Origin of the sequence: Campylobacter sp. BCW_6468 (assembly GCF_001762865.1) — a bacterium.
GTDB lineage: Bacteria > Campylobacterota > Campylobacteria > Campylobacterales > Campylobacteraceae > Campylobacter_D > Campylobacter_D jejuni.
The window spans coordinates 1,104-24,523 of the sequence record NZ_MJXQ01000043.1 but is presented as its reverse complement, the minus strand read 5'-3'; the positions used below and the strand labels follow the sequence as shown (position 1 = coordinate 24,523).

Here is a 23,420-nt window from a genome sequence, read left to right as displayed (position 1 = left end):
TTAAGGCAAGTTAAATTAAATTCTTATCTTTTAAAATCACATACATTCTTAAAGTTGATACAAAAAAAGTTAAAATCGCAGGACCTAGTATAATACCCCAAAAACCAAAGGTTGAAATTCCTGCTATCATGGCCAAGAAAATTAAAAGTTCGTTGATTTTAGTGGGAGTTTTTACAAGTTTTTTGTTGATCCATTTGATGATTAAAGGTTTGATTAAAGTATCTGCTATAAAAGAAATTACAATTACAGAATAAATAAAAATAACAAGAGCTGAGTTAAGATTGTTTGAGGCAAATTCATAAAGACTTACAGGCACATAAATTAAAGCTCCTCCTATAGCAGGTATGAGAGAACTTACAGCAAAAATTACTCCCATTAAAATTCCATCATAACCATAAAATATTGTGATTAAACCAAAAAGTGCACCTTGAAATATTGCTACAATTACCATAGAGTAAAGCACAACAGCCATAACATTACCCACTTCGCTTAAAACATCATCGAGTTCTTTTTTATCAATAGGAATGATGGATTTAAGATAGATAACAAGTTCTGTTCCATATAGATTTGCAAAGAAATAAAACACACAAATTAAAACCATATCTATAAGAAATTTAGCTCCTGATTTTGTAAAACTTGAAGCATAACTTAGAATTTGTTTAGAAATACTATTTAAATCTATAGAAGCTAAAAATTCTTTAATTTTAGGTTCTAAAAAATTAAAGCTTTCAGGCAAGGTGAATTGATAGTTTTTGACATAATCAAGTGTTTGTGTAACTAAATTAATATCAAAATTCTTTAAAGCTTTGGCAAGTTCTATCATAGCATAAACAAAAGGTGCAAAGAAAAGCAAAACCATACAAGCTGTTGTAAGAATGGAAGCTAAAAATTTATGTCCTTTAGTAAGATTTAAAAATTTTGCATTGATGTTTGAGGTAGCTACCGCCATTAAACTAGCTATGATAATTACAAGTAAAAAACCTTTAAAAAGGTAAAGTAAAAGAAATAAAATAACTAAAATAAAGCTTATAAGAAAGAATTTTCCATTTTGCAAAATTTACTCCTCAAATAAAGTTTTTTCATAGTTTAGTTTTAAAGCACTATAACTTTTTGCACTTGCTATACGCCCTTTTGCAGTGCGTTCTATATAGCCATTAGCTAGTAAATAAGGCTCGATTACATCTTCTATGGTATTTTCATCTTCACTTAAAGCCGCAGCAATACTTGCAAGTCCGATAGGTTTTTGTTTGGCAGCGGTTAAAAGTTCAAGATATCTTAAATCCATCGCATCAAAACCAAGCTCATTAACTCCTAAAGAATTTAAGGCCTCATTAGCTCTTTTTTCTGTGATAATCTCTTCATCATTAACATCGGCAAAATCTCTAACTCTTTTTAAAAGCCTTAGAGCTATTCTAGGAGTTGAACGACTTCTTTTAGCGATCTCAAGTGCGGCTTTTTCTTCGCAAGTTTTATTAAGTTTTAAAGCTGCTTTTTGCAAGATTAGGGCAAGTTCGCTATCTTTGTAAAATTCTAATCTAAATTGCATACCAAAACGATCACGTAAAGGATTGCTAAGCATACCTGCACGCGTTGTAGCCCCTATAAGAGTAAATTTTGGTAAATCGATTTTTATGGTTTGAGCAGCTGGACCACTACCTATGATAATATCAAGGCGGTAATCCTCCATTGCAGGGTAAAGCACTTCTTCGATAGCAGGACTTAAGCGATGAATTTCATCGATAAAAAGTATATCTCCTTCGCTAAGATTGGTTAAAATAGCGGCTAAATCTCCGCTTTTTTCTATCATAGGAGCGGCGGTTGTTTTGATATTTGCACCCATTTCATAGGAGATGATATTAGCTAGTGTTGTTTTTCCAAGTCCTGCAGGACCACTAAAAAGTATATGATCTAAACATTCATTGCGTTTTTTGGCTGCAGCTATAAAGATATTTAAATTTTTTTTAATGCTTTCTTGACCTATATAACCATCAAAATTTGAAGGACGCAACGAAGTTTCGTAAGTTTCATCAAAGGAGTATTTTTCTATTTCTACTATTCTATCCATATCTTTGCTTATATTTTGGAAAAATTAAAATAAGATTTTAGCTAAAATTTGCTAGAATTTATATTAAACTTTAATGATTATGGTTTAAAAATGGGAATTTTAACAAAATTAGAATTAGATTATGAAATTGACGATATAGAAAAATTTTTACAATTTTTTAGAACCATGTGCGATAGGTTTGAACCTTTAATCATCAAGCTTGGAAGCGATAGCGTGCGTTATAAAGAAGCCATAAAAGAGCTTGAAACTTTAGCACACAATACCGCTTGGGCAGCAAGACGCTTAAATCTTGAAGAAGTGACTGATTTTTGTGTATTTTGTGAAGAGATGATGGCGCAAGCAAATCGCTTTAATGGGCCTGCTAGTGATGAATTTACGGATTGGATGCTTTTGATGAGTGATCAGTTTGAAAAATATTGTCGTTCATATGAAAATGATGATTCTGTTTTAGCGGTTTTTAATCCTTTAATTGTTAATGTTCCAAATATTATTTCTAAATAAGGGAGCGACTTGGCTTCGACAGGAGTAAGTCTGCTTAGATGGCATGTCGCTTTGGGCAAAGCGTAAAAAGCCCAAATAAAATTAAACGCAAACAACGTTAAATTCGCTCCTGCTTACGCTAAAGCTGCGTAAGTTCAGTTGAGCCTGAAATTTAAGTCATACTATCTAGCTTAATTTTCGGTCATCTTTGATAGTGTAGCCTTGCGTTTGACAAGCGTTGAGGTGAAATAAAGTCTTAGCCTTGCTTTTGAGTTTTGGAAGATGAGCGAAGTAGGGTGAAGTAGTCATCTTTGCTAAGCATGTAGAGGTCTTTGTGGGATTATTTTTGGACAGGGGTTCGATTCCCCTCGCTTCCACCATCACGCTAATTTTAAGTAAATCATAAGTTTATTTCAAATTTTTAGAATTTTTTATATGAAGTTAAGATCGATTTATTACCCTTAAAACTTTGATATATTAGGTTTTATAATTTTTCATTAAAAATTTATAGTTTTATTTTTAAGCTTATTTTTAGGGGGGGGGGTATAATTTTCCTTCAGTTTAAATTTATTGAAGGAGAAACTTATGAAGAAAAATGCTTCGAGCAAGATATTGCTAAGCTTAGGTGTAGCAACTTTGCTTTATTCAGGTGCTTTTGCGCAAGAAATCAATCTTACAGAGTCTTCAGATATAGGAAATTATTTTGAAGAAAATGGTAAGGATATCAATCTCAAAAATCCTGATAATTACAAAGGGCAAGATTTAAGTATCAAAATGAGTGTTTGGGATTTACCAAACGATGATTATGATAGCGCTGATTATCGATTTAACATTGGTATCGGCAAAAACAATACTTTAAGCTTTAAACACAATAATAGCGAACATCCTGCTTATGTAACAAATCTAAACGCTACTGCTAAAGAGGTTAAAACAACAGATATAGTTTTACAAGCTTTTGCACCTTCGGTGATTAATGGAGATTTAACTATGACTAGTTCATTAGATGAAGCCATTACCGAGGATGAAAAAAGGCTCGGGTATAATTCTTTATAATGGAACAGTTGAAGGAAAAAGTGCTAATGGTAGTTTAACTATAAATGGAAATTTTACTGCCGATAAAACTCTTTTTGCTACTTATGGAAATTTTGTTAAGGTAAATGGAGCTGCAAATCTTACAAATTCAAATTTTGGACTTATGAAACGCTCTTATACAGACTTAGAAGCAAATAATGTAGTAATAGTTCAAGCTAAAGATTTTAACAAAGATATCTTAGAAGAAAAATCAAATAATAACGCGGGTGCATTACTTTTAAAATTCGCAAGTGATTATATCTCAACAGATGTTCAAGGCAAAGATCCTTTGGAAGCAGGAACTATAATAGATATTAGCGATGAAGATAAATACGGCGATGGAGAAAAAGGCTTAGTAGATTATAAACTTAGCGTTCAAAACTGCGGTGGCAATAAATGCTTAGTGATCAATGGAGGTGCTACTGCAGCGGCTAAAGATAAGCTAGTTCAACTTCAAGTAGATATAGATACTATCGATAAATTGCTTGAAAATGAATTTGATTCCGATCAAGATGAAGAATGGGCAAAAGCCAAAGAAGCTCTTGAAAAACAAAAAACTGAACTTCAAACAATGTTAGAAGAAGCTGAGAAAAACGGCGGTAAAATCGATGATGAAAAATACATTGATTTAGTAAATAAAAATTCAAATTGAAATCTTAACTCTAATGATAAAGCTTCTATCCTAGCACTTCGTTCTATCACAGAACAATTAGGAAGTATAGGAGCAGATTTAGCAAGTAGAGAAGGTGTAAAACTAGCTTTAGATATCAAAAAAGATACAGACAATACAGGTAAATCTGTATCTAATCTAAATTCAGCTTCTAGTGCAGTAAATACCACTATGAATATTTCTAATGATGTTTCTATAGGTTCTCGTGTAGCAATGTTAAACAATCCTTTTGGAACTTATGCTTCTAAAATGAATGGCCTTAAATTTGCTGCTTTAGATAGCGATATGAGACCAAACTATGTAAATGAATATACCAATAGTGTTTGGGCTAATGCTTTTGGTGGTGCTAACATTATCGATGGAGATAGTGGTGCAATGTATGGTGCTACTATAGGTGTAGATAAACAAGCTAATGATGATGTTTTATGGGGTGTTTATTTTACTTATGCAAATGCTAAAATCAAAGACAATAATCTAGAACAAAAAAGTGATAACTTCCAATTAGGTATGTATTCTACTATCAATATAGCTCCACAATGGGAACTTAATCTTAAAGCTTATGCTCAAGTTTCTCCAACTTAACAAGACAATGTTCAAATAGATGGTGCATATAACTCAGATTATACAAGTAAATTCTTAGGACTTAGTGCTAATGCAGGTCGTGTGTTTGACTTTAGTGATAATACTTTATTTATTAAACCTTTTGCGGGAGTAAATTATTATTTTAGTTATACTCCATCTCATACAGAAAATGGTGCTATTGCTAAAGATATTGATTCTATGAAAAACAATTCTGTAAGTATTGAAGTGGGTGCTGAATTTAGAAAATATATGAATGAAAACTCTTATATTTATGAATGAAAACTCTTATATTTTTGTAACTCCAAAAATAGAACAATTTGTTATCAATAGTGGTGATGATTACACAGCTAACCTAGCTGTAAATAATGCTTTCTTTACTAGTGTAGAAGCTAACAACAAGAAAAAAACATACGGACAAATTATCGTAGGGGGTAATGTAGATTTTACAAATCAATTCAGTATGAATCTTGGCTTTGGTGCTAAACAAATACTAGCAGGTAAAGTAGATAATAAAAATGAAACTTACTTAAGTGGTCAAGTAGGACTTAAGTATAAATTTTAATCTTAAAAATCATTTCTAAATCTTTTTATAGTTTAGAAATAATTGTTTATTTCTATGGGAAATCTCCTAGGGCTTTATCTTAAAGCCCTTTTTTATAACAAACAAGTAAATAAGTCTTTAGAGTAAAAAACCCTAAAAACTTTTAGTTTTCTTTGAAAAGTTTGGAAGCTAAGTGCGTTGCACGACTTTGATCTGTATCTTTTTTAAGTGTTTTATAAATTTTACTTACATATTCTTCTAAGGTTTGTTGAGAATCTATGATTTTTTCAGAAGAAGGAATTTTTTCATATTCTCCATTATTTTTAAGCTTATAAGCTAAAACATTATCACTAAGTTGCAAGCGTAAAAATTGAGCTAATTTAGCTTTGCTTCTTTCATCATATATAGGAGTCATAAGTTCTAAACGGCGTTCTAAATTTCTTGGCATCCAATCTGCACTCGATATAAAATAATTTGGCTCACTATGTTTAAAATAAAATACTCTAGCATGTTCTAAGTATTTTCCTATGATGCTTCTAACGCGTATGTTTTTGCTGTATTCTTCATCAGGTTTTAAGCAACAAATTCCGCGTATGATAAGATCGATTTGCACTCCTTCCATACTTGCTTCATAAAGCGCTTGTATGATATCACTATCCACAAGAGAATTCATTTTAGCTACAATCACACCTTCATTTTTCTTGCTTGTTTCAATGCGTATCATTTCTAAAACTTTTTCTTTGATTTGATTTGGGCTCATTGAAAGAGTTTGAAGGCGACGATTTTTACTAAAGCCCGATAAGATGTGGAAAAAGCTTGTCGTATCTCTTGCAAATTCTGCTTTGCTTGTAAAATAACTCACATCAGTATAAATTTTAGCACTGCTTGCATTATAATTTCCTGTGCTTAAATGCATATAAAATTTAAGTTTATCTCCTTGTTTGCGTATGACTTGAGAAACCTTAGCGTGGACTTTAAAACCTGTAATGCCATAAATAACATGAGCTCCGGCATTTTCTAAAGCTTTCGCCCAATGAAGATTATTTTCTTCATCAAAGCGTGCTTTTAATTCTACCATCACAGTTACTTGTTTTCCATCATTTGCAGCATCAATTAAAGCTTGAACTATATTGGAATTTTTTTCGACTCTATAAAGTGTCATTCTTATGGAAATTACTTCAGGATCTTTGCTTGCTTCTTTGATAAATTTATAAACTGGATCAAAACTTTCAAAAGGTTGTATGATGAGTATATCTTCTTTTTCTACAGCGTCAAAAATAGATAAATTTTCATCAAAAGGTGGTAAAGTTTTAGGCGTGTAAAGTGGGCTTAAAAGATGCGTAAAGGTTTTATTTCCTGCGATTTGCCAAAGGCTAGGGAGATTGAGTAAAATAGAATATTCATAAACATCTTTATGAAAAATTTTCATGTGAGTATTAAGAAATTCTACGATTTGCTCATCTGCATCTTTTTGAATTTGCAATCTTACAAAAGCTCCTTTTCTGCGAAGTTTTAAGCCTTGTTCTAAAATCATCATAAAATCATCAGCTTCTTCCTCTTCTATTACCATATCTGCATTTCTAGTCACTCTAAATGCTGCTGAAGCTAAGAGTTTATAGCCTGGAAAAATTTCTTCTGCGTGTTGATGGACTATACTTTCTATAGGAACATAAATATTTGCACTTACTTCATAAAAACGAGGTAAAACTCTCGGAATTCTAATCATTCCAAATTTTACAAGTTCAGGATGCGCTTTATCGCAAATTTTAACCGCTAGTGAAAAAGATAAGTTGTTTAAATGCGGAAAAGGGTGAGTAGCATCAACAGCTATTGGAACAATAACAGGAAAAATATTGGAGAAAAAATACTCATCACATTTTTGTTTTAAATTTTCATCTAAATTTTCATAATGTTTTATGAAAAGATTTTCTTTTTCTAATTCACTTGTGATTTCATTAAAATAACGCTCCAAAAGCTCTTTTTCTTGATGTAAGTATTTGCGTATGGCTTTTAATTGTTGTAACGGGGTCATTTCATCGCTACTGCTCGCATTAACTCCAGCTGAAAAAAGTTGTTTTAAGCCTGCGACGCGTATCATATAAAATTCATCTAAATTAGTGCAATATATAGCTATAAATTTTAATTTTTCTAACAAGGGTAAATTTTTAGAACATTGGTCTAAAACACGAGAATTAAAGCGAAGCCAAGAAAGTTCGCGATTGATAAACATATCAGGACTTGTTTGCATTAATTTTTCCTTTTTTAGTTGTATTTTATCATTTATTTTGAAATTATTGAATAAAAGTTTTAAATTTTTTTAGGTTAATTAAGAGTAAATATATCTTTAAAATTATATTAAATTCATCTATGTTAAAATTAAAAAATTTATTTCTGGGAAATTCTGTGACATTGTTGTTTCATTGAAGATTTTAAGAAATGATAATTTTAAGGAGGAAAATTTTGAAGAAAACTTCGAATCTTTTTACTATTTTTCTTGTTTTGCTTTTTGTTTTCTTTGCGGTTGGGTTTTATACTTTTTATAACGCTAAGGGCACATCTTATTTAAGCAATGCAAGTGAATCTTGTAATAACTGCCATATTATGAATGAAGTTTATAACGAATACATGGCAGGACCACACTCTCAAAAAGTCAAAGGCGAACCAAGAGCAACTTGTGTGGATTGTCATTTGCCACATAATTTTGTAGCTAAGTGGATAGCTAAAGCGCAAAGTGGTTTAGGACATGCTTATGCTTTTACTTTTAAACTTGATGAGTTGCCTACAAATTTGAGTGCGACTGAAAAAAGCAGAAAAATGGTGCAAGAAAACTGCATACGCTGTCATGCAGATTTTGCTCAAACAGCTATCAATGCTACAACAAATCCACATGCAGACAAGTCATTAAATTGTGCTTCTTGTCATAAAGATGTTGGACATAAACACGGAATTTAATAAGGAGAAGATGAATGAAAAAAAATATTTTACGCTTGGGTATTGTTGTTTTGGTTTTACTTATAGCGGGAGTTTTATGGCTAAATAATGATATCAATCAAAAAAAAGAAGATGAAGCAAATAAAAATGCCATTGCAGCAAATGCTGATTTTTCTTTGCTTAGTGATGATGATCCAAATTTTGAAAAATGGGGTAAGGTTTTTCCAGAGCAGCTAAAAATGTATTTAACAGTTGAAAAAGAAGAGCCTAAAGCTACTGAATTTGGTGGTAATTTAGCTTATTCAAAATTAATTCGCTTTCCTCAATTAACCATACTTTGGGCAGGATATCCTTTTAGTCTTGATTTCAATGAAGAAAGAGGGCATTTTTGGGTTCAAGTAGATCAAATGAAAACAGCAAGAAACAACAAAGATTTTCTTAATGCTCACGGCCTTGCTGCTTTTAAAGGCCAGCCCGCAGCTTGTATGAATTGTCATAGTGGATGGACTCCATGGCTTATAAAAAATGTTGCTAAAGGAGATTTTACTGCTTTTAACTCTACAAATTATTGGACTATGATTAAAAATATCCCAGCCGTTGATGGTATAGTGGAAAATTCACCTGAACATGCAGGTCCACATGGTGGTAAAAGAATGGGTGTAACTTGTGCAGATTGTCACAATCCAAATGATATGAGTTTAAGACTTACTCGTCCAGCAGCTATTAATGCTTTAGTTTCTAGAGGATATGAAAAAGATCCAGTGCAAGGTGTAAAAGCTACAAGAGAAGAAATGAGAACTTTAGTTTGCTCTCAATGCCATGTTGAATACTATTTTAAACCAACAGGGGAAAAAGTAAAAGTAATGGGTGAAACTATTGTAGATGATAGTTCTAAAAAATGGTGGAATGGAACTCAGAAAAATTATGATGAGTATGAATTTTGGAGAGATGGTAATAAAGCTAAAGAGATTGAAACCGATGGTATAGTTTTAACTTTTCCTTGGAGTGAGTGGAAAAAAGGGCAACCATTTAGAATTGAAATGTTAGATGATTATTATGATAAAGTTCGTGGAGTATTTGGAGCTGATTTTACTCATAAATTAACAGGGGCACAAATTATTAAAATTCAACACCCAGAAAGTGAACTTTATAGTGGCGGTGTGCATGCTGCAAATGGAGTAAGTTGCGTGGATTGTCATATGCCTTATGTTAGAGAAGGGGCTAAAAAGGTTACTCAACACAATATCACCTCTCCTTTAAGAGATATTAACTCTGCTTGCAAGTCTTGTCATAAACAAAGCGAAGATTATTTAAAAGCTCAAGTGCTTGACATACAAAATAGCGTTGCGCATGATCAAAGAACGGCAGAGTATGCAATTGTTAGTTTGATTATGGATACTAAAAAACTACGTGATGAACTAGGCAATATGGAAAAATTCCAAAGCGATGGAAAAGCTGATGCGAAAAAAATTAGCGAAGAGCTAAAAGAAGTTTTAGAACTTCATCGTAAAGCTCAAATGAGAGCAGATTTTGTTAATGCTGAAAACTCAACTGGTTTTCATAATCCTCGCGAAGCTTCAAGAATGTTATTGCAAGCTGTTGATATGGCAAGAATGGGACAAACTAAACTTGTAGAAATTGCAGCGGCAAATGGAATTAAAGATTTTAAAACTTCAAATTTAGGTTTTGAAGATATTCAAAAATTTAATCCAGGAGAGCTTTATTATAAAGTAGATGTTAATAATCATAAAGCTGGAGAGCGTTACTATGCAGATGAAAAAGATGTTAATGGCAATCCTCCAAAAGAACTTTTAGAGCATGATAAAGAGCTTGCTCCTTATAATTATCAAGTGATTGATAAAAAATAATTCTTAAGCCCTATAATCATAGGGCTTTTTCTTTTCTTTGTTTTAAAAAATATAAACTTTTTATTTAAAATTCACTTTTGCTTCACTTTGTTTTGTCAAAATATCACAAATTTTGATAATCAAAAAGGAGTTAAAATGATCAATAAAAATAAATTGTTTAGACAGGTTCATATCTATCTTAGTTTGTTCTTTTTGCCTTGTGCTTTGCTTTTTGCTTTAACGGGTATAGCGTATATTTTTGGTATTAATCAAGATGTGGGCTTAAAAGTTGAGCAGTATCAATTGTCAAAAGTTATAGAAAGTGGTAAAGAAAGAGAAGCTTTAATAGAGTTTTTAAAAACAAATGGTTTAAAAGTACCATCTAATACAGATATCATTAAAAGTAAAGATAAAGGTATAACAATAGGTGGAACTCATTATAGTGCTAATATAACTCAAAAATCTACTAATGAATACAATATTACCTTAAAAACAAGATCTTTACTTGGCGATATGATTATGCTTCATAAAGATAAGGGTGCTTGGTATTTTTCTGTGCTTAGTGTAGGCTTTGGTATTACTTTATTTATGCTTTATATTTCAGGGCTTATGATTACTTTGTTTGCAAATAAAAAAGATAGAAGTAAGCAATTTGCAGTTCTTGGAGTAGGGGTTGTTGTAACTTTGCTTTTGGCTTATCTTAGCCTTTGATTTTTCCTAGCTTTTTAAGCTAGGTATTATTTATTTTTTTGTATAATTACACTTTACTTTATTGGACAGATGGGTGAGTGGCTGAAACCACACCCCTGCTAAGGGTGCAGATCTTAACGGGTCTCGAGGGTTCAAATCCCTCTCTGTCCGCCACTAAAAATTTCTTGAAAATCCCAAGTATTTTATTAAGTATCGAAGCAAGAGACTAGCCCTTGCGAAGTTATATTATTTTACAGCGTTTTTGATTTCTAAAATCATAGTTTTTAAAGACTCTAGTCCATTTCCACTTGCTAAATACCAGTATTCTGGATCAAGATAGATGATTTTTTTGTTTTGTGCTGCTTTGGTTTTAGCGACAAGCACATTATCGAGTATGCCTTGAGCGCGTTCTTTGTTGCCTACGATGACATTTCTATCAACAACAAAAATATAATCAGGATTTTTTTCTAATATAAATTCAGAGTTGATACTTTTTCCGTGTGTGCCTACTTTTATATTCTCATCTACTGCATTAATCCCTAAAACATCGTGAATAATCCCAAAGCGAGATTGAGGACCAAAGGCTGAAATTTTGTTAGAATTTGTAAGAATGATAAGAGCTTTTTTATCTTCATCAACTATACTTTTGGCTTTTTCAATTTCATTTTTAATATCTGAAATTTTTTCTAAAGCTTCTTTTTCTAAACCATAAAGTTTTGCAACGCTTAAGACATTGTTTTCAAAAGAGCTTAAAAAATTTGCATTATCAAGACCTACAAATAAAGTTGGAGCTATTTCTTTTAACTTATCATAAAATTTACTTTGGCGTCCAGAAATGATGATAAGATCAGGTTTTAAAGCATCAATGGCTTCAAAATCAACTTGTTGTACTCCACCTACACTAGGTTTGTTTTTAAATTGTTGTAGGTATTTTGGTAAATTTTTAGCAGGAACGCCAACGACTTTATCATTTAATTTTAAAGCATCAAAAGTATCTAAAATTCCAAGATCTAAGATCACTACCTTAGAAGGATTTTTAGGGATTTTATTTTCTCCTAGACTATCCTTCACTAAAAAACTATCACCCTCATCGCTCATACTAATAGGCAAAACTTTCACCGTAGCAGTGTTGGTTTTTGTTGTAGAACTTGCGTTGTTTTCATTTGAGTTTGAATTACAAGCTGTTAAGATTAGACTTAAAAAAAATGCAAAAAATGCAAAAACTAAAGATTTTTTCATATTTTCTCCTTTTTAAAAATAAATACAAATTTTCTTACCATTAATTTGACTTACGGGTATATCCATATCATAAATTTGTTTTAAATTTTCTTGATTGATGATTTCATCTTTTGAGCCTTGTTTTAAAAGCTTCCCATCTTTTAAGGCTATGATTTCATCAGAATAAATCGAAGCAAAATTAATATCATGTAATACAACAGCTATACTTTTGTTAAAGTCTTTGACTAAATTTTTCATTAGTTGCATGATTTGTACGCTATGCTTCATATCAAGATTGTTCAAAGGTTCATCAAACATTATAAATTCAGTATCCTGAGCGATGATCATGGCTATAAAAACTCTTTGCTTTTGTCCCCCGCTTAATGTATCTAAAAATTCATTTCTTAAGTTGTTAAGTTCCATGTATTCTAAAGCTTCATTGATTTTGATTTTATCGTTTGTATTAAGTCTTCCTTGAGAATGCGGAAAACGCCCAAAAGCGACTAATTCTTCAACTTTTAATCTTAAATTGATATTGTTTTGTTGTTTGAGAATGGAAATTTTTTGTGCTAAGATTTGCTCTTTATAATTTTTTAAATTCATTCCATCGATATAAATTTCTCCACTACTAGGTTTTATCAAACGACTTGCTAGAGCTAAAAGAGTGGATTTTCCAGCGCCATTGGCTCCTATTATAGAAGTGATTTTGCCTTTATGAAAATCAAGGCTAAGATCTGAAATAATGACTTTATTATCATAAAATTTGGTGATATTTTTTAGTTTAATCATAATTTATTACCCTTTAATACAAGATAGATAAAATATATCCCACCTAAGAAATTAATAACCACGCTTATAGTGGCATTATAATCAAAAACTCTAGAGACAAAAAACACCCCTCCAAGTAAAGCCAAAATACTAATAAGTATACAAGCGCTTAGCAAAATACTATGCTTTGCAGTTTTAAATAGTTCATAAGTGATATTTACCACCAAAAGCCCTAAAAAGGTTATAGGACCTACAAGTGCGGTGCTAATAGAAGTTAAAATAGCTATGATAATCATTAATTGTTTTGAAATTTTTTGATAATTTATCCCTAAATTTATCGCTAAATCTTTGCCTAAATTTAAAGGATCTAAAAATTTCATATAGCGAAAAATCCATATAAAACTTAAAAAGCTAATAATATAAGCAAGAATTAAAACATCAAAAGCAATATTATCAAAACTAGCAAACATTCTTCCTTGTATTACCATGAATTCATCAGGGTCGATTAGCACTTCAAAAAAAGAGCTTAAAGTGCTAAAAAGTGTCCCAAAAACTAAGCCTAAAAGCATGATAAGATAAATACTTCTATCGCTACTAAATAAAATTTTATAAAGTCCTAGTGAAAAAACCACCATACAAACTAGAGTGATTAAAAAATTGATATCGTTTTTATAAACACTTAAATTAGCTGCACCAAAAGAAAAGATAAGAGCACTTTGAAGTAACATATATAAAGAATCTAATCCTATGATGGCAGGGGTTAGAATTTTGTTATTGCATAAAGTTTGAAAGATTACTGTTGAAACAGCGATACAAATAGCTACTATGATAATAGCTGCAATTTGTAAAAAACGACTTTTTAAGGCATACTCATCAAAGCCATTTAAATCCACAAGTATAAAAATCCCTATCATACCAAGTGTTAAAAAGCTTAAAATCAGCATTTTTTTACGCATAAGCTTTCCTTTTTAGCAAAAGAAAGATAAAGATTAAAGATCCTAAAACACCTGTAGTGATACTTAAAGGCATTTCAAAAGGAAAGATGACAAGTCTTGAAATGATATCGCAAACAAGTAAAAACAAAGCTCCACAAAGTGCTATATAGATAAGATTTTTTCTAAGATTATCACCTAGATAAAGAGCTGCTAAATTTGGGATAATTAGCCCTAAAAAAGGGATAATTCCAACGCTTACAATCACTAAGCTAGTGATAATGCTTACAATCATCAAGCCTAAAAATAATATCCCATTATAAGAAATTCCAAGATTTAAAGCTATATCTTCGCCCATGCCAACTATGGTGATTTTATGAGCTAAAAAATAAGCAAGTATAAAAAGTGGTAAAGAAATGTAGAGCAATTCATAATTTCCCTGCATAACATTTGCCATACTGCCTTGTAGCCAACCTTGGATATTTTGTATATAATTTAAAGCATAGGCAAAAAAAGTGGTTATAGCACTAATAATACCTCCAAACATCAAGCCTATCAAAGGTACAAAAATCACATCTTTGAGTTTGATTTTTCTTAAAATTTGGATAAATATAAAAGAACCCAAAAGTGCAAATATAGAAGCAATGATAGCTTGAGTGAAAAAAGACGCTCCAGTAAAAAATATTAAAGAAATAAGTATGCCAAATTTAGCACAATCCATGGTCCCTGCTGTAGTTGGGGAAACGAATTTATTTTGCGTGAGTTGTTGCATGATAAGCCCACATATACTAAGACTCATTCCTGTGAGTAAAATTGCTATAAGTCTAGGAATTCTTGTGAGAGTTATGATTTCTAGTTGAGTGGAGTTAAGATTAAGAATATCTTTTACATTGATACTGATAACTCCTATAAATAAACTTATCATTCCAAAGAATAAAAGTAAAGCTATAAGCACTTTTAAACTCAATATATGCTTAAAAAACAAATCTTTCCTTATAGTAATAATAATTATCAAAAATGAAATTGTAATGAAATTTGTTTTAAGAAATGATAAAACTACAAAGGATATTTTAGTAAGAAATCAAAAATCCAGTGGAAAGTCTTTGCAAGTGTTTGTTATAGTCTATAAGGCTTTCTCCATAGCCATTAAAGTATTGTAAATACCAATAAATTCCGTTATTAAAAATATCATATCCTAGATCAACTTGTATAGCGCCTTTGTTATTGTGGAATTTAAGATTATTTCTTAGCATAAGATTGATAAAATAATCATCACCTAAATACGCTAAATTCACATCAAAATTTCCCATATAATGCAAGATGGCAGGATTATCATCATCTTTTTTGTTTTCAGGAATTCTATACCAAAGGCGTGGAACAAATAAAAATTTATTATATAAAATAGCAGTAGATACATAAATTCTATTCCATGAGCGAGATTGTAAATTCTCATCTCCCTTGCCATTGCTTTCATGCAATATACCTACGCGTAGATTGTTAAAAAATTCATAATCTTTAAGATATAAAGGAAGATCTATAAAAAATTCTGGTTGATAGTTGGTTTCTCTAAAAGGAGAAGAATGCTCATAAATTTGCCACCAAGAAGTTTGAGTATAGGCTATATAATATTTTTCATCTAGTCCTAGTAAATTTTCAAAAAGTCTTTTTTTAACACTAAGTTGGAATTTCGCCTCACTCTTATTATTATTTACTCCTAAAGAATTAAAACTATAAGCAAAAGGTAAAAAATAATTCATCTTATAAGAGCTAATGCCAAGGGGATTAAAGCTTTCATTTTCACCAAGATAATTAGCCAAAGCTAAGCGAGAAAAGTCTTGTTTTTCTTCTTTTTTTATAGTGATAGAATTTTGCGTTTGTGTTGCTTGACTTGAGTTATTTTGTTCTTGAGAAATCAAAACAGATGAATTTTTTAAAGCGAGTTTTTTGTAAATTTCCATAGCTTTTTTATAATCGCCTTGTTTTTCATACTCTAAAGCTTGTTGTAAATCACTAGCCCATATAAAAACACATAAGCTTAAAAATAAAGCAATTTTTCTCATTTTAACTTGCTTTTAAATTTTTCATATTCTTCATAAAAATTAAGATTTAAAAAAGCATCTTCATCTTCAAATTCTACAAATTTGGTTTTAATCTCAGAAAATAAAAGTCCTATTTTTTGTTCATTTTTTTCTAAGAAATTTTTACAAGTTTGAGCTAAAGAGCTGTGATAAAAGCCACATAAGGGATGTTTATGCAAAGGGGTTTTTGCTATGATTATTTTATAGTTTTGTTCTAAAAAAGGAAGCATTTTTAAAAGTTCATTTTCACCTACTTTAGGACTATCTACACTTAAAACAAAAACAAATTCATTTTTAAAATTTGAAAGTATAGAGTAAAGCGCAAGCATAGGAGAGTAAACTTCAAATTCTAAAGAATCTTTTATCAAGCTAAAATGGTTTTCAAATTTGTCTTCTTTCGCACTCACATAGACATTTTTAAAAATTTTAGAAAATTTATCTACTTGAAATTGAGTTAAATTTTGATTTTTAAGAATCAATTTGCTTTTATCTTGTCCCATACGGCTAGATTTACCACCACATAAAATCACGCAATTTAGCTCATTAAGCTGCACAAATTTCCTTTTTAATGTAATTCTACCACAAAATTCGCCAAAATATTTTATAATTTCTTTTATGAAATACACAGAACTTTTACAATTACAAACTTTTTTTTCTCGGTTTAAAAAAATTGATTTTATCAAGCGTATCAATGACAATATTTTGGAATTAAGCTTTGATAGAGAAAGATTTATTTTTGATCTTACTCGTGCAATGAGTGCGATTTATACAGCTAAATTTAATGCAAAAAATTATAATGCACCTTTTGATTTTATGCTTAAAAAGTATTTTAGCAATGCTTTTATAAAGGAAGTTAAAGTCCTTGAAGGCAATCGTATTTTATGTTTTAGTGTAAAAGCTAATAAGGCTTATAAAAGCTATGAGAGCAAAATTTATTTTGAATTTACGGGTAAAAATACCAATGTTATTCTTACAGATGAAAAAGATTTGATCATAGAGGCTTTAAGACACATTGATAAAAGTTATCGTGTTGTAAAACCTAATGTGATTTTAGAGTCTTTAAAGCCTTATAAAATGGATGAAAATTTTAAGGAAATTAAAGACTTTGCAGATTATTTTTCTCGCAAATTTACAAGCATTTATGAGAGTAAAATCAAACAAATAAAAAATTTAAAACTTGCACAAGTGGATAAAAAAATACAAAATTTACAAGAACTTTTTTCTAGTTTAGATGAAGAAAATTCTTTACTCTTAAAAGCTTTAGAATACAGAAAAAGGGCTGATGTATTGTTTGCAAATTTGAGTGTTTTAAAAGATTATGAAAGGGAATTTAAGCTTGATGATTTTGAAGGCAAAGAGCTTGAATTTAAGCTTGAATTTAATCCTAAGCAAAGCGCTAATTTATATTATAAAAATGCTAAAAAATTAGAACAAAAAGCTAAAAATTTAAACATACAAAGACAAAATTTAAAAGAAAAGTTAGATTTTACCTTGAGTTTGAAAGAATTATTGCTTCAAGCTAAGAGTGAGATAGAGCTTGAAATTTTACTACCTAAAAAAAATAGCAAAAAAAATCAAGATCATAAACAAGAAGATCTTGTGGCAAATTTTTATTTTAACGAGTTTAAAATTTGCGTGGGTAAAAATGAAAAAGGCAATGAATTTTTACTTAAAAATGCTAAAAAAGATGATTTGTGGCTTCATGTAAGGGATATTCCTAGCGCACATACTTTGATTGTATCAAACAAGCAAAAAATCAGCCTCGATGTGATAGAATTTGCTGCAAGGCTTTGTGTAAGCTTTTCTAAGTTAAAGAAAGGTTCGTATTGGGTCGATTATACTTTAAAAAATTTTGTTAAGGTTCAGCAAAAGGCGTTTGTAAATTATACAAATTTTAAAAGTATTAATATCACAAAGGATTAAAATGCCAGTTAGCCCTTTAGGAAATATCAATTATATAAATCAGAATATGGCTTATCCAGCTATACAAGCAAGCAATGAGCTTGCAAAAGAAGGTTTTGCAGCTACGCTAAATATGGCTGAATTTAATGAAAAAGAAAAAACTTTGAACAAGCTTGAAAAAGTCAATGAGACTCATGAAATCAAAGAAGAGATCAAAGAAAAAGCCGAACAAGAAGAAAAAAAGAAAAAACACAATCAAGAAGCTAAAACCAGCGATGATGAGAAAAATGAAGAAGATGAGTCTAAAGATCCAAATTTTAAAGACGCACAAAGCATTCATCGCTTAGATATTAGTATATAAGGAAAAATATGTTTAATACAACTAGAATTATTTCAGCTCTTGTGATGATAGGGGCTATTATTATTATCGCGTTGATTGATCAATTTTTTATCAATTTTATCGTTTTTGCGGTTTTATTGTATCTATCTTTTAGTGAAGCAAAAAAACTTTTTGCTTTAGAAAATATCTCTATTATCCCTTTGGCTATAGCTTTTATTTTGGGAAGTTTATCGCATAAAGCTTTGCTTTTTGGGATTTTAGCTTTGTTATTAGTCGTTGGATATTTGGTTTATAAAAAGGCTTCCTTAAAACCAGCTCTTATTTATATTTATCCTAGTTTGCCTATTTTAGCACTTTGGCAAGTGTATTTAGATCAGGGTATGTTTGCACTTTTTTGGCTTATCATTATCGTTGCAGCTTGTGATAGTGGGGCGTATTTTATCGGAAAACTTATGGGTAAAACTCCTTTTTCTCTAACAAGTCCAAACAAAACCTTAGAAGGTGTTATAGGTGGCTTGATTTGTGCGAGTGTTATTGGAACTATTTTGGGAGTTTTTGTTTATAGTTTTTGGCTTTCTTTGCTTTGTTCGTTTTTTGTAGCGATTTTTGCAGTGATTGGAGATTTGCTTGAGAGTTATTTTAAAAGAGAAGCAGGTGTAAAAGATAGTGGAGATCTTATCCCTGGTCATGGGGGCGTGCTCGATAGGATCGATGCGGTGATCATTGCTGCTTTTGTGATGGTTACTCTTTTATGATACTTTTTGGAAGCACGGGCAGCATAGGAGTAAACGCTCTTAAACTTGCTGCTTTAAAAAACATTCGTATTTCTGCTTTAGCTTGTGGGGATAACATCGCTCTTTTAAATGAGCAAATCGCAAGGTTTAAACCCAAATTTGTTGCCATAAAAGATTCAAAAAATAAGCATTTAGTTAAACACGATAGAGTTTTTATAGGGCAAGAAGGTTTAGAGCAAATTTTAACAGAATGTCAAGATAAGCTTTTACTCAATGCCATTGTAGGTTTTGCAGGACTTAAAAGCACTTTAAAGGCTAAAGAGCTTGGCAAAAACATAGCTTTAGCTAACAAAGAAAGTCTTGTAGTAGCTGGGAGTTTTTTGAAAGGGGCTAAATTTTTACCCGTTGATAGTGAGCATGCAGCTTTAAAATTTTTACTCGAAGGTAAAAAAAATATAGCAAAACTTTATATCACAGCAAGCGGCGGAGCTTTTTATAAGTATAAAATCAAAGATTTAAATCAAGTCAGTGTCAAAGATGCTTTAAAACATCCTAATTGGAACATGGGAGCAAAGATCACTATAGATAGTGCGACTATGGCAAATAAGCTTTTTGAGATTATAGAGGCTTATCATTTATATGATTTTAAAGAAATTGATGCTTTAATAGAACCAAGATCTTTAGTGCATGCAATGTGTGAATTTAAAAATGGAGCTAGCACGGCGTATTTTTCAAAAGCAGATATGAAACTAGCTATTTCAGATGCTATATTTGAAAAACAAGATACGCCTATTTTAGAGGCTGTTGATTTTAGTAAAATGCCTGCTTTAAAATTTCATCCAATCAGCACAAAAAAATATCCTATTTTTAAGCTTAAAAATACATTTTTAAAAGAGCCAAATTTAGGTGTTATCATCAATGCTGCTAATGAAGTTGGTGTTTATAATTTTTTAGAAAATAAAAGTGGATTTTTAGACATTGCTAAATGCATTTTTAAAGCTCTTGATCATTTTGGAGTACCTAAAATTTCAAGCATAGAAGAAGTTTTTGAGTATGATTTTAAAACAAGAGAGTATTTAAGGAGTTAAAATGAAATTTTTTTTAACAATTTTATTTTTTATAACAAGCATTTTTGCTTTAGAGCTAGACTTTAGCGTAGGAGAAAATGGAAAAAGTCTAGATGATAATAATACAGTTTTAATTTTTGGTGGAATTCAAGGTGATGAGCCTGGTGGATTTCATGCGGCAAGTTTGCTTTTGAGTGATTATAATATCACCAAGGGTAAGATTATAGTGGCTCCAAATTTAGCTTTTGATAGCATTATCAAGCGTTCGCGTGGGAATAATGGGGATTTAAACCGTAAATTTGCAAGCATTAGCCCAAAGGATCCTGATTATAAAACCGTACAACGCATTAAAGAGCTTATTTTACTTCCTGAAGTTAGTATGGTGATCAATCTTCACGATGGTTGGGGTTTTTATAAACCTACTTATATCGATGCGATGCAAAATCCTAAGCGTTGGGGAAATTCAAGCGTGATTGACACAAGTGAAATCAATGCAAGCAAATACCCTGATCTTGAAAATATCGCCACTCAAACCGTAAATAGTGTCAATTCTTCACTTGCTGATCCAAAGCATGCTTATCATCTTAAAAACACCAAAACCCAAGAGCTTGGCGATACGGAAATGCTTAAAGCTTTAACTTATTTTGTGATTTCAAATCACAAAGCCGCTTTTGCAAATGAAGCAAGTAAAAATCTGCCTGTAAATTTAAGAGCTTATTATCATCTTTTGGCAATTGAAAATTATTTAAAAACCGCAGGAATTGAATTTAGCAGAGATTTTGAACTCACTCCACAAGGGGTTGATAAAGCCATAAACCGAGAGCTTAAAGTAAAGCTTTTTAATGATAGAATTTTACTTTCTTTAAAAAATCCAAGAAAGATTATCAACTATGTGCCTTTTCCGGTAAATAAAGAGTTAAATTATAACACAAGCAATGAACTTACGGCTGTTATCGCAGAAGGAAATTCTTTTTATATCCAATATGGCAATCGTTTTCAAACAAGATTATATCCTGAGTATTTAGAATTTAGCGATGCTTTTAATGAAGTGACTTTTCAAGTTGATGGCAATGAAACCACAGTTCCTTTTGGAACCAAGGTAAAAGTAAAAGAGAATTTTCTTATTCCAAAGATAGCTAATGTGCGCGTAAATATCATAGGCTTTGATCACTCAAAAGATGAAAGTGGTATTTTAGTTCATAAAAAAAATATGCAAACACAATATTCTTTAGATATGGCAGGTAAAATTTATAGAGTGGAATTTTATGAGTTAAGAGGGGCGAATTTGCAACAACTTTTAGAAGCAAATACCAATAGCAAGTTGATCAAAAATGCTAAAAATTTGGATTTAAACACTCTTAAAATGGCAAGATCAAAAGATAAATTCTTAGGTTCTATTTTAGTGGAATTTGAATGAAAAATCTTATCCTAGCTATAGAAAGTTCTTGTGATGATAGTTCTATAGCTATCATTGATAAAAACACCTTAGAATGTAAATTTCATAAAAAAATTTCCCAAGAATTAGATCATAGTATCTATGGGGGAGTGGTACCTGAACTTGCTGCAAGACTTCATAGCGAGGCTTTACCAAAGATACTTAAGCAATGTAAAGAGTATTTTAAAAATCTTTGTGCCATAGCTGTGACAAATGAACCTGGACTTAGTGTTTCTTTGCTCAGTGGAATTTCTATGGCAAAAACCTTAGCAAGTGCTCTAAATTTACCCTTAATCCCTATAAATCATCTTAAAGGTCATATTTATAGTCTTTTTTTGGAAGAAAAAATTTCTTTAGATATGGGAATTTTGCTTGTTAGTGGTGGGCATACCATGGTGCTTTATCTTAAAGATGATGCAAGCTTAGAGCTTTTAGCAAGTACAAATGATGATAGCTTTGGAGAAAGTTTTGATAAAGTGGCTAAAATGATGAATTTAGGTTATCCTGGTGGGGTCATCATAGAAAATTTAGCAAAAAACGCCAAACTTAAAAATATCTCTTTTAATATACCTTTAAAGTATTCTAAAGAACTTGCTTTCAGTTTTTCAGGGCTTAAAAATGCAGTGCGTTTGGAAATTTTAAAGCATGAAAATTTAAATGAAGACACAAAAGCAGAAATAGCTTATGCCTTTGAAAATACAGCTTGTGATCATATCATGGATAAATTAGAAAAAATTTTTAATCTTTATAAATTTAAAAATTTTGGCGTTGTAGGTGGAGCTAGTGCAAATCTTAACTTGCGTTCGCGTTTGCAAAATTTATGTCAAAAATATAATGCAAATTTAAAACTAGCTCCTTTAAAATTCTGCTCTGATAATGCTTTGATGATAGCAAGAGCTGCGGTTGATGCTTATGAAAAAAAGGAATTTGTAAGCATAGAAGAAGATATTTTAAGCCCTAAAAATAAAAATTTTTCAAGGATATAAATGAAAAAAGCTTTTACCATATTAGAACTTGTTTTTGTGATTGTTATTTTAGGAATTTTAGCTGCTATTGCTTTACCAAAAATGAGTTCAAGTAAGGATGAAGCTGAAGTTAGTAAGTCTTTAAATAACCTTAAAACTTTGATCAACGATATAAGCATTTATACTTTAAAAAATGATCATTTAAGCTCTATAAAAACGATGAGTAATGTAAGCGGGGTTGAAAATGTTGATCTTAGTAATTTTAACGGTATAAAAGAAGTAAATTTTCGCGTAGGTGATGATAAAGAATGCTTAAAACTTGTTTTTATAAATAAAGCTGATTTTATACTCATGGGAATTTCAAGCAATGAAGCAAGTAAAAATGCTATCATCAACGCAGCCAATCAAAGCCATGAAGATTTAGAAAATATAGACTTTACAAGCTCTTCTAGTAATAAAGCTTGTGTGATTTTAAGTAAGAATGAAAATTTTAAAAACCTAGCGAGTAAAACTTATCTTTTAATAGGGGGAATGTAATGATAGTGAGTAAAACTTATGAGATCGACTCTTGTGATGATGTAGAACTTGGTATAAAAAGAGAATCAAAGCTTGAATTTAAGCTTTGTTTTGATGATGAAAAAGAAATAAAAGCTTTAGTGTTTATCATCCCTGGGCTTGGTGGAGATGCGGATGAAAATTACCGTGAACACTTGGCTGAATTTGTGGCTGGTGAGTATAATGCAGCTGTAGCTAGTGTGAATTATCATTGTATAGGAAATCGCCCGCAAACTGGATCAAGCTTTTTTATGGATGATATAGACAAACTTATTTTAAAAACAAGTTGTGAAGCTTTAAATATACAAGTTGATTTAGATAAGTTAAATTCTTTAGAAGAATTAAGCTCAACACTCAAAGAAGTTGATCACATCTTAGAAGAACAAAAAAACCAAAAATTAATTAATCCAAATTTTAAATTAAGCATTCATCTAAGTTTGCAGCCAACAAAAAACGAATATCAAAATTTTGGGATCATGCAAGCTCAAGATCTTTTAAATGTCGCACTTTATCTTAAAAAACATGCTCCTTTTGATACTATGGGGGGGG

24 protein-coding genes, 1 tRNA gene, 1 other RNA gene and 1 pseudogene are annotated in these 23,420 nt (G+C 30.9%); 18 read left to right on the top strand and 9 right to left on the bottom strand.

The window, feature by feature from the left end:
- Window positions 1–10: 10 nt before the first annotated feature.
- Both AJ889_RS08745 and ruvB read right to left on the bottom strand, forming a co-directional pair.
- On the bottom strand, window positions 11–1,054 hold the full coding sequence (locus AJ889_RS08745; protein WP_002859651.1) for an AI-2E family transporter: 1,044 nt from the start codon (window positions 1,052–1,054) through the stop codon (window positions 11–13).
- Window positions 1,055–1,057: 3 nt separating this feature from the next.
- Window positions 1,058–2,065, bottom strand: coding sequence for a Holliday junction branch migration DNA helicase RuvB (ruvB, locus tag AJ889_RS08740; RefSeq protein WP_002859650.1), 1,008 nt, complete (start codon window positions 2,063–2,065; stop codon window positions 1,058–1,060).
- A 90-nt stretch (window positions 2,066–2,155) separates the two neighbouring features.
- Here ruvB and AJ889_RS08735 point away from each other — a divergent pair, with 90 nt between their 5' ends.
- The 6 genes and pseudogenes from AJ889_RS08735 (at window position 2,156) to AJ889_RS09880 (ending at window position 5,430) form a co-directional block, all read left to right on the top strand.
- Window positions 2,156–2,566 carry a hypothetical protein gene (locus tag AJ889_RS08735; RefSeq protein ID WP_002783915.1) on the top strand — a complete coding sequence of 137 codons (411 nt, stop codon included), beginning with the start codon at window positions 2,156–2,158 and terminating at the stop codon, window positions 2,564–2,566.
- Window positions 2,567–2,925, top strand: a transfer-messenger RNA (tmRNA) gene (gene ssrA, locus AJ889_RS08730).
- A gap of 205 nt (window positions 2,926–3,130) precedes the next feature.
- Window positions 3,131–3,598 carry a hypothetical protein gene (locus tag AJ889_RS09895; protein WP_002860417.1) on the top strand — a complete coding sequence of 156 codons (468 nt, stop codon included), beginning with the start codon at window positions 3,131–3,133 and terminating at the stop codon, window positions 3,596–3,598.
- Window positions 3,567–4,268, top strand: coding sequence for a hypothetical protein (locus AJ889_RS09890; protein WP_002902430.1), 702 nt, complete (start codon window positions 3,567–3,569; stop codon window positions 4,266–4,268). Before AJ889_RS09895 ends, AJ889_RS09890 begins: the two co-directional genes overlap by 32 nt.
- A gap of 189 nt (window positions 4,269–4,457) precedes the next feature.
- Window positions 4,458–5,147, top strand: a pseudogene (locus tag AJ889_RS09885) (autotransporter outer membrane beta-barrel domain-containing protein).
- Window positions 5,122–5,430 carry a hypothetical protein gene (locus tag AJ889_RS09880; protein ID WP_269468188.1) on the top strand — a complete coding sequence of 103 codons (309 nt, stop codon included), beginning with the start codon at window positions 5,122–5,124 and terminating at the stop codon, window positions 5,428–5,430. Before AJ889_RS09885 ends, AJ889_RS09880 begins: the two are co-directional and overlap by 26 nt.
- 142 nt (window positions 5,431–5,572) lie before the next feature.
- Here the strand turns inward: AJ889_RS09880 and AJ889_RS08710 are convergent, their stop codons facing one another.
- The gene (locus AJ889_RS08710) at window positions 5,573–7,657 is read right to left on the bottom strand and encodes an RNA degradosome polyphosphate kinase (protein ID WP_002934883.1); all 2,085 of its coding nucleotides are present in this window, start codon (window positions 7,655–7,657) and stop codon (window positions 5,573–5,575) included.
- 188 nt (window positions 7,658–7,845) lie between these two features.
- Between AJ889_RS08710 and nrfH the strand changes: the two genes are divergently transcribed.
- From nrfH to AJ889_RS08690, 4 genes are all read left to right on the top strand, one after another.
- On the top strand, window positions 7,846–8,361 hold the full coding sequence (gene nrfH, locus AJ889_RS08705; protein ID WP_010891930.1) for a cytochrome c nitrite reductase small subunit: 516 nt from the start codon (window positions 7,846–7,848) through the stop codon (window positions 8,359–8,361).
- Between the two features lie 14 nt (window positions 8,362–8,375).
- Entirely contained in the window at window positions 8,376–10,208 is a 1,833-nt protein-coding gene (locus AJ889_RS08700) for an ammonia-forming cytochrome c nitrite reductase subunit c552 (RefSeq protein ID WP_002867305.1), read from the top strand.
- Between the two features lie 135 nt (window positions 10,209–10,343).
- Entirely contained in the window at window positions 10,344–10,898 is a 555-nt protein-coding gene (locus AJ889_RS08695; protein ID WP_002884169.1) for a membrane protein, read from the top strand.
- Window positions 10,899–10,961: 63 nt separating this feature from the next.
- Window positions 10,962–11,051 (top strand) — tRNA-Ser (locus tag AJ889_RS08690).
- Between the two features lie 72 nt (window positions 11,052–11,123).
- Here AJ889_RS08690 and ceuB read toward each other — a convergent pair.
- The 6 genes from ceuB to AJ889_RS08660 form a co-directional block, all read right to left on the bottom strand.
- Window positions 11,124–12,116 (bottom strand): enterochelin ABC transporter substrate-binding protein CeuB, encoded by a 993-nt coding sequence (ceuB, locus tag AJ889_RS08685; protein ID WP_002867307.1) that lies wholly within the window; start codon window positions 12,114–12,116, stop codon window positions 11,124–11,126.
- Window positions 12,117–12,128: 12 nt separating this feature from the next.
- Window positions 12,129–12,884 carry an ABC transporter ATP-binding protein gene (locus AJ889_RS08680; protein WP_002867308.1) on the bottom strand — a complete coding sequence of 252 codons (756 nt, stop codon included), beginning with the start codon at window positions 12,882–12,884 and terminating at the stop codon, window positions 12,129–12,131.
- Entirely contained in the window at window positions 12,881–13,819 is a 939-nt protein-coding gene (locus AJ889_RS08675) for an iron chelate uptake ABC transporter family permease subunit (protein ID WP_002884174.1), read from the bottom strand. Before AJ889_RS08675 ends, AJ889_RS08680 begins: the two co-directional genes overlap by 4 nt.
- Entirely contained in the window at window positions 13,812–14,780 is a 969-nt protein-coding gene (locus AJ889_RS08670) for an ABC transporter permease (protein WP_050457999.1), read from the bottom strand. The genes AJ889_RS08675 and AJ889_RS08670 overlap by 8 nt, the downstream gene beginning before the upstream one ends.
- A gap of 85 nt (window positions 14,781–14,865) precedes the next feature.
- On the bottom strand, window positions 14,866–15,855 hold the full coding sequence (locus AJ889_RS08665) for a phospholipase A (RefSeq protein WP_002864239.1): 990 nt from the start codon (window positions 15,853–15,855) through the stop codon (window positions 14,866–14,868).
- Window positions 15,852–16,427 (bottom strand): molybdenum cofactor guanylyltransferase, encoded by a 576-nt coding sequence (locus AJ889_RS08660; protein ID WP_002867312.1) that lies wholly within the window; start codon window positions 16,425–16,427, stop codon window positions 15,852–15,854. Before AJ889_RS08660 ends, AJ889_RS08665 begins: the two co-directional genes overlap by 4 nt.
- 61 nt (window positions 16,428–16,488) lie before the next feature.
- On the opposite strand from AJ889_RS08660, the gene AJ889_RS08655 reads away from it, so the two are divergent.
- From AJ889_RS08655 to AJ889_RS09825, 8 genes are all read left to right on the top strand, one after another.
- Window positions 16,489–17,796 (top strand): NFACT family protein, encoded by a 1,308-nt coding sequence (locus AJ889_RS08655; protein ID WP_002860790.1) that lies wholly within the window; start codon window positions 16,489–16,491, stop codon window positions 17,794–17,796.
- Window position 17,797: 1 nt separating this feature from the next.
- Window positions 17,798–18,136, top strand: coding sequence for a hypothetical protein (locus tag AJ889_RS08650; RefSeq protein WP_002934880.1), 339 nt, complete (start codon window positions 17,798–17,800; stop codon window positions 18,134–18,136).
- Between the two features lie 8 nt (window positions 18,137–18,144).
- Window positions 18,145–18,870 (top strand): phosphatidate cytidylyltransferase, encoded by a 726-nt coding sequence (locus tag AJ889_RS08645; RefSeq protein ID WP_002875974.1) that lies wholly within the window; start codon window positions 18,145–18,147, stop codon window positions 18,868–18,870.
- The gene (gene dxr, locus AJ889_RS08640; protein WP_002860792.1) at window positions 18,867–19,937 is read left to right on the top strand and encodes a 1-deoxy-D-xylulose-5-phosphate reductoisomerase; all 1,071 of its coding nucleotides are present in this window, start codon (window positions 18,867–18,869) and stop codon (window positions 19,935–19,937) included. Before AJ889_RS08645 ends, dxr begins: the two co-directional genes overlap by 4 nt.
- A gap of 1 nt (window position 19,938) precedes the next feature.
- Window positions 19,939–21,333 (top strand): M99 family carboxypeptidase catalytic domain-containing protein, encoded by a 1,395-nt coding sequence (locus AJ889_RS08635; RefSeq protein WP_052817872.1) that lies wholly within the window; start codon window positions 19,939–19,941, stop codon window positions 21,331–21,333.
- Window positions 21,330–22,337 (top strand): tRNA (adenosine(37)-N6)-threonylcarbamoyltransferase complex transferase subunit TsaD, encoded by a 1,008-nt coding sequence (gene tsaD / locus AJ889_RS08630; protein ID WP_004316942.1) that lies wholly within the window; start codon window positions 21,330–21,332, stop codon window positions 22,335–22,337. Before AJ889_RS08635 ends, tsaD begins: the two co-directional genes overlap by 4 nt.
- Entirely contained in the window at window positions 22,338–22,853 is a 516-nt protein-coding gene (locus tag AJ889_RS08625) for a type II secretion system protein (protein ID WP_002799196.1), read from the top strand. It begins immediately after the preceding gene.
- A partial coding sequence (locus tag AJ889_RS09825) for a DUF2920 family protein (protein WP_261661009.1) occupies window positions 22,853–23,420 on the top strand: 568 nt, incomplete at its 3' end. The genes AJ889_RS08625 and AJ889_RS09825, both read left to right, overlap by 1 nt.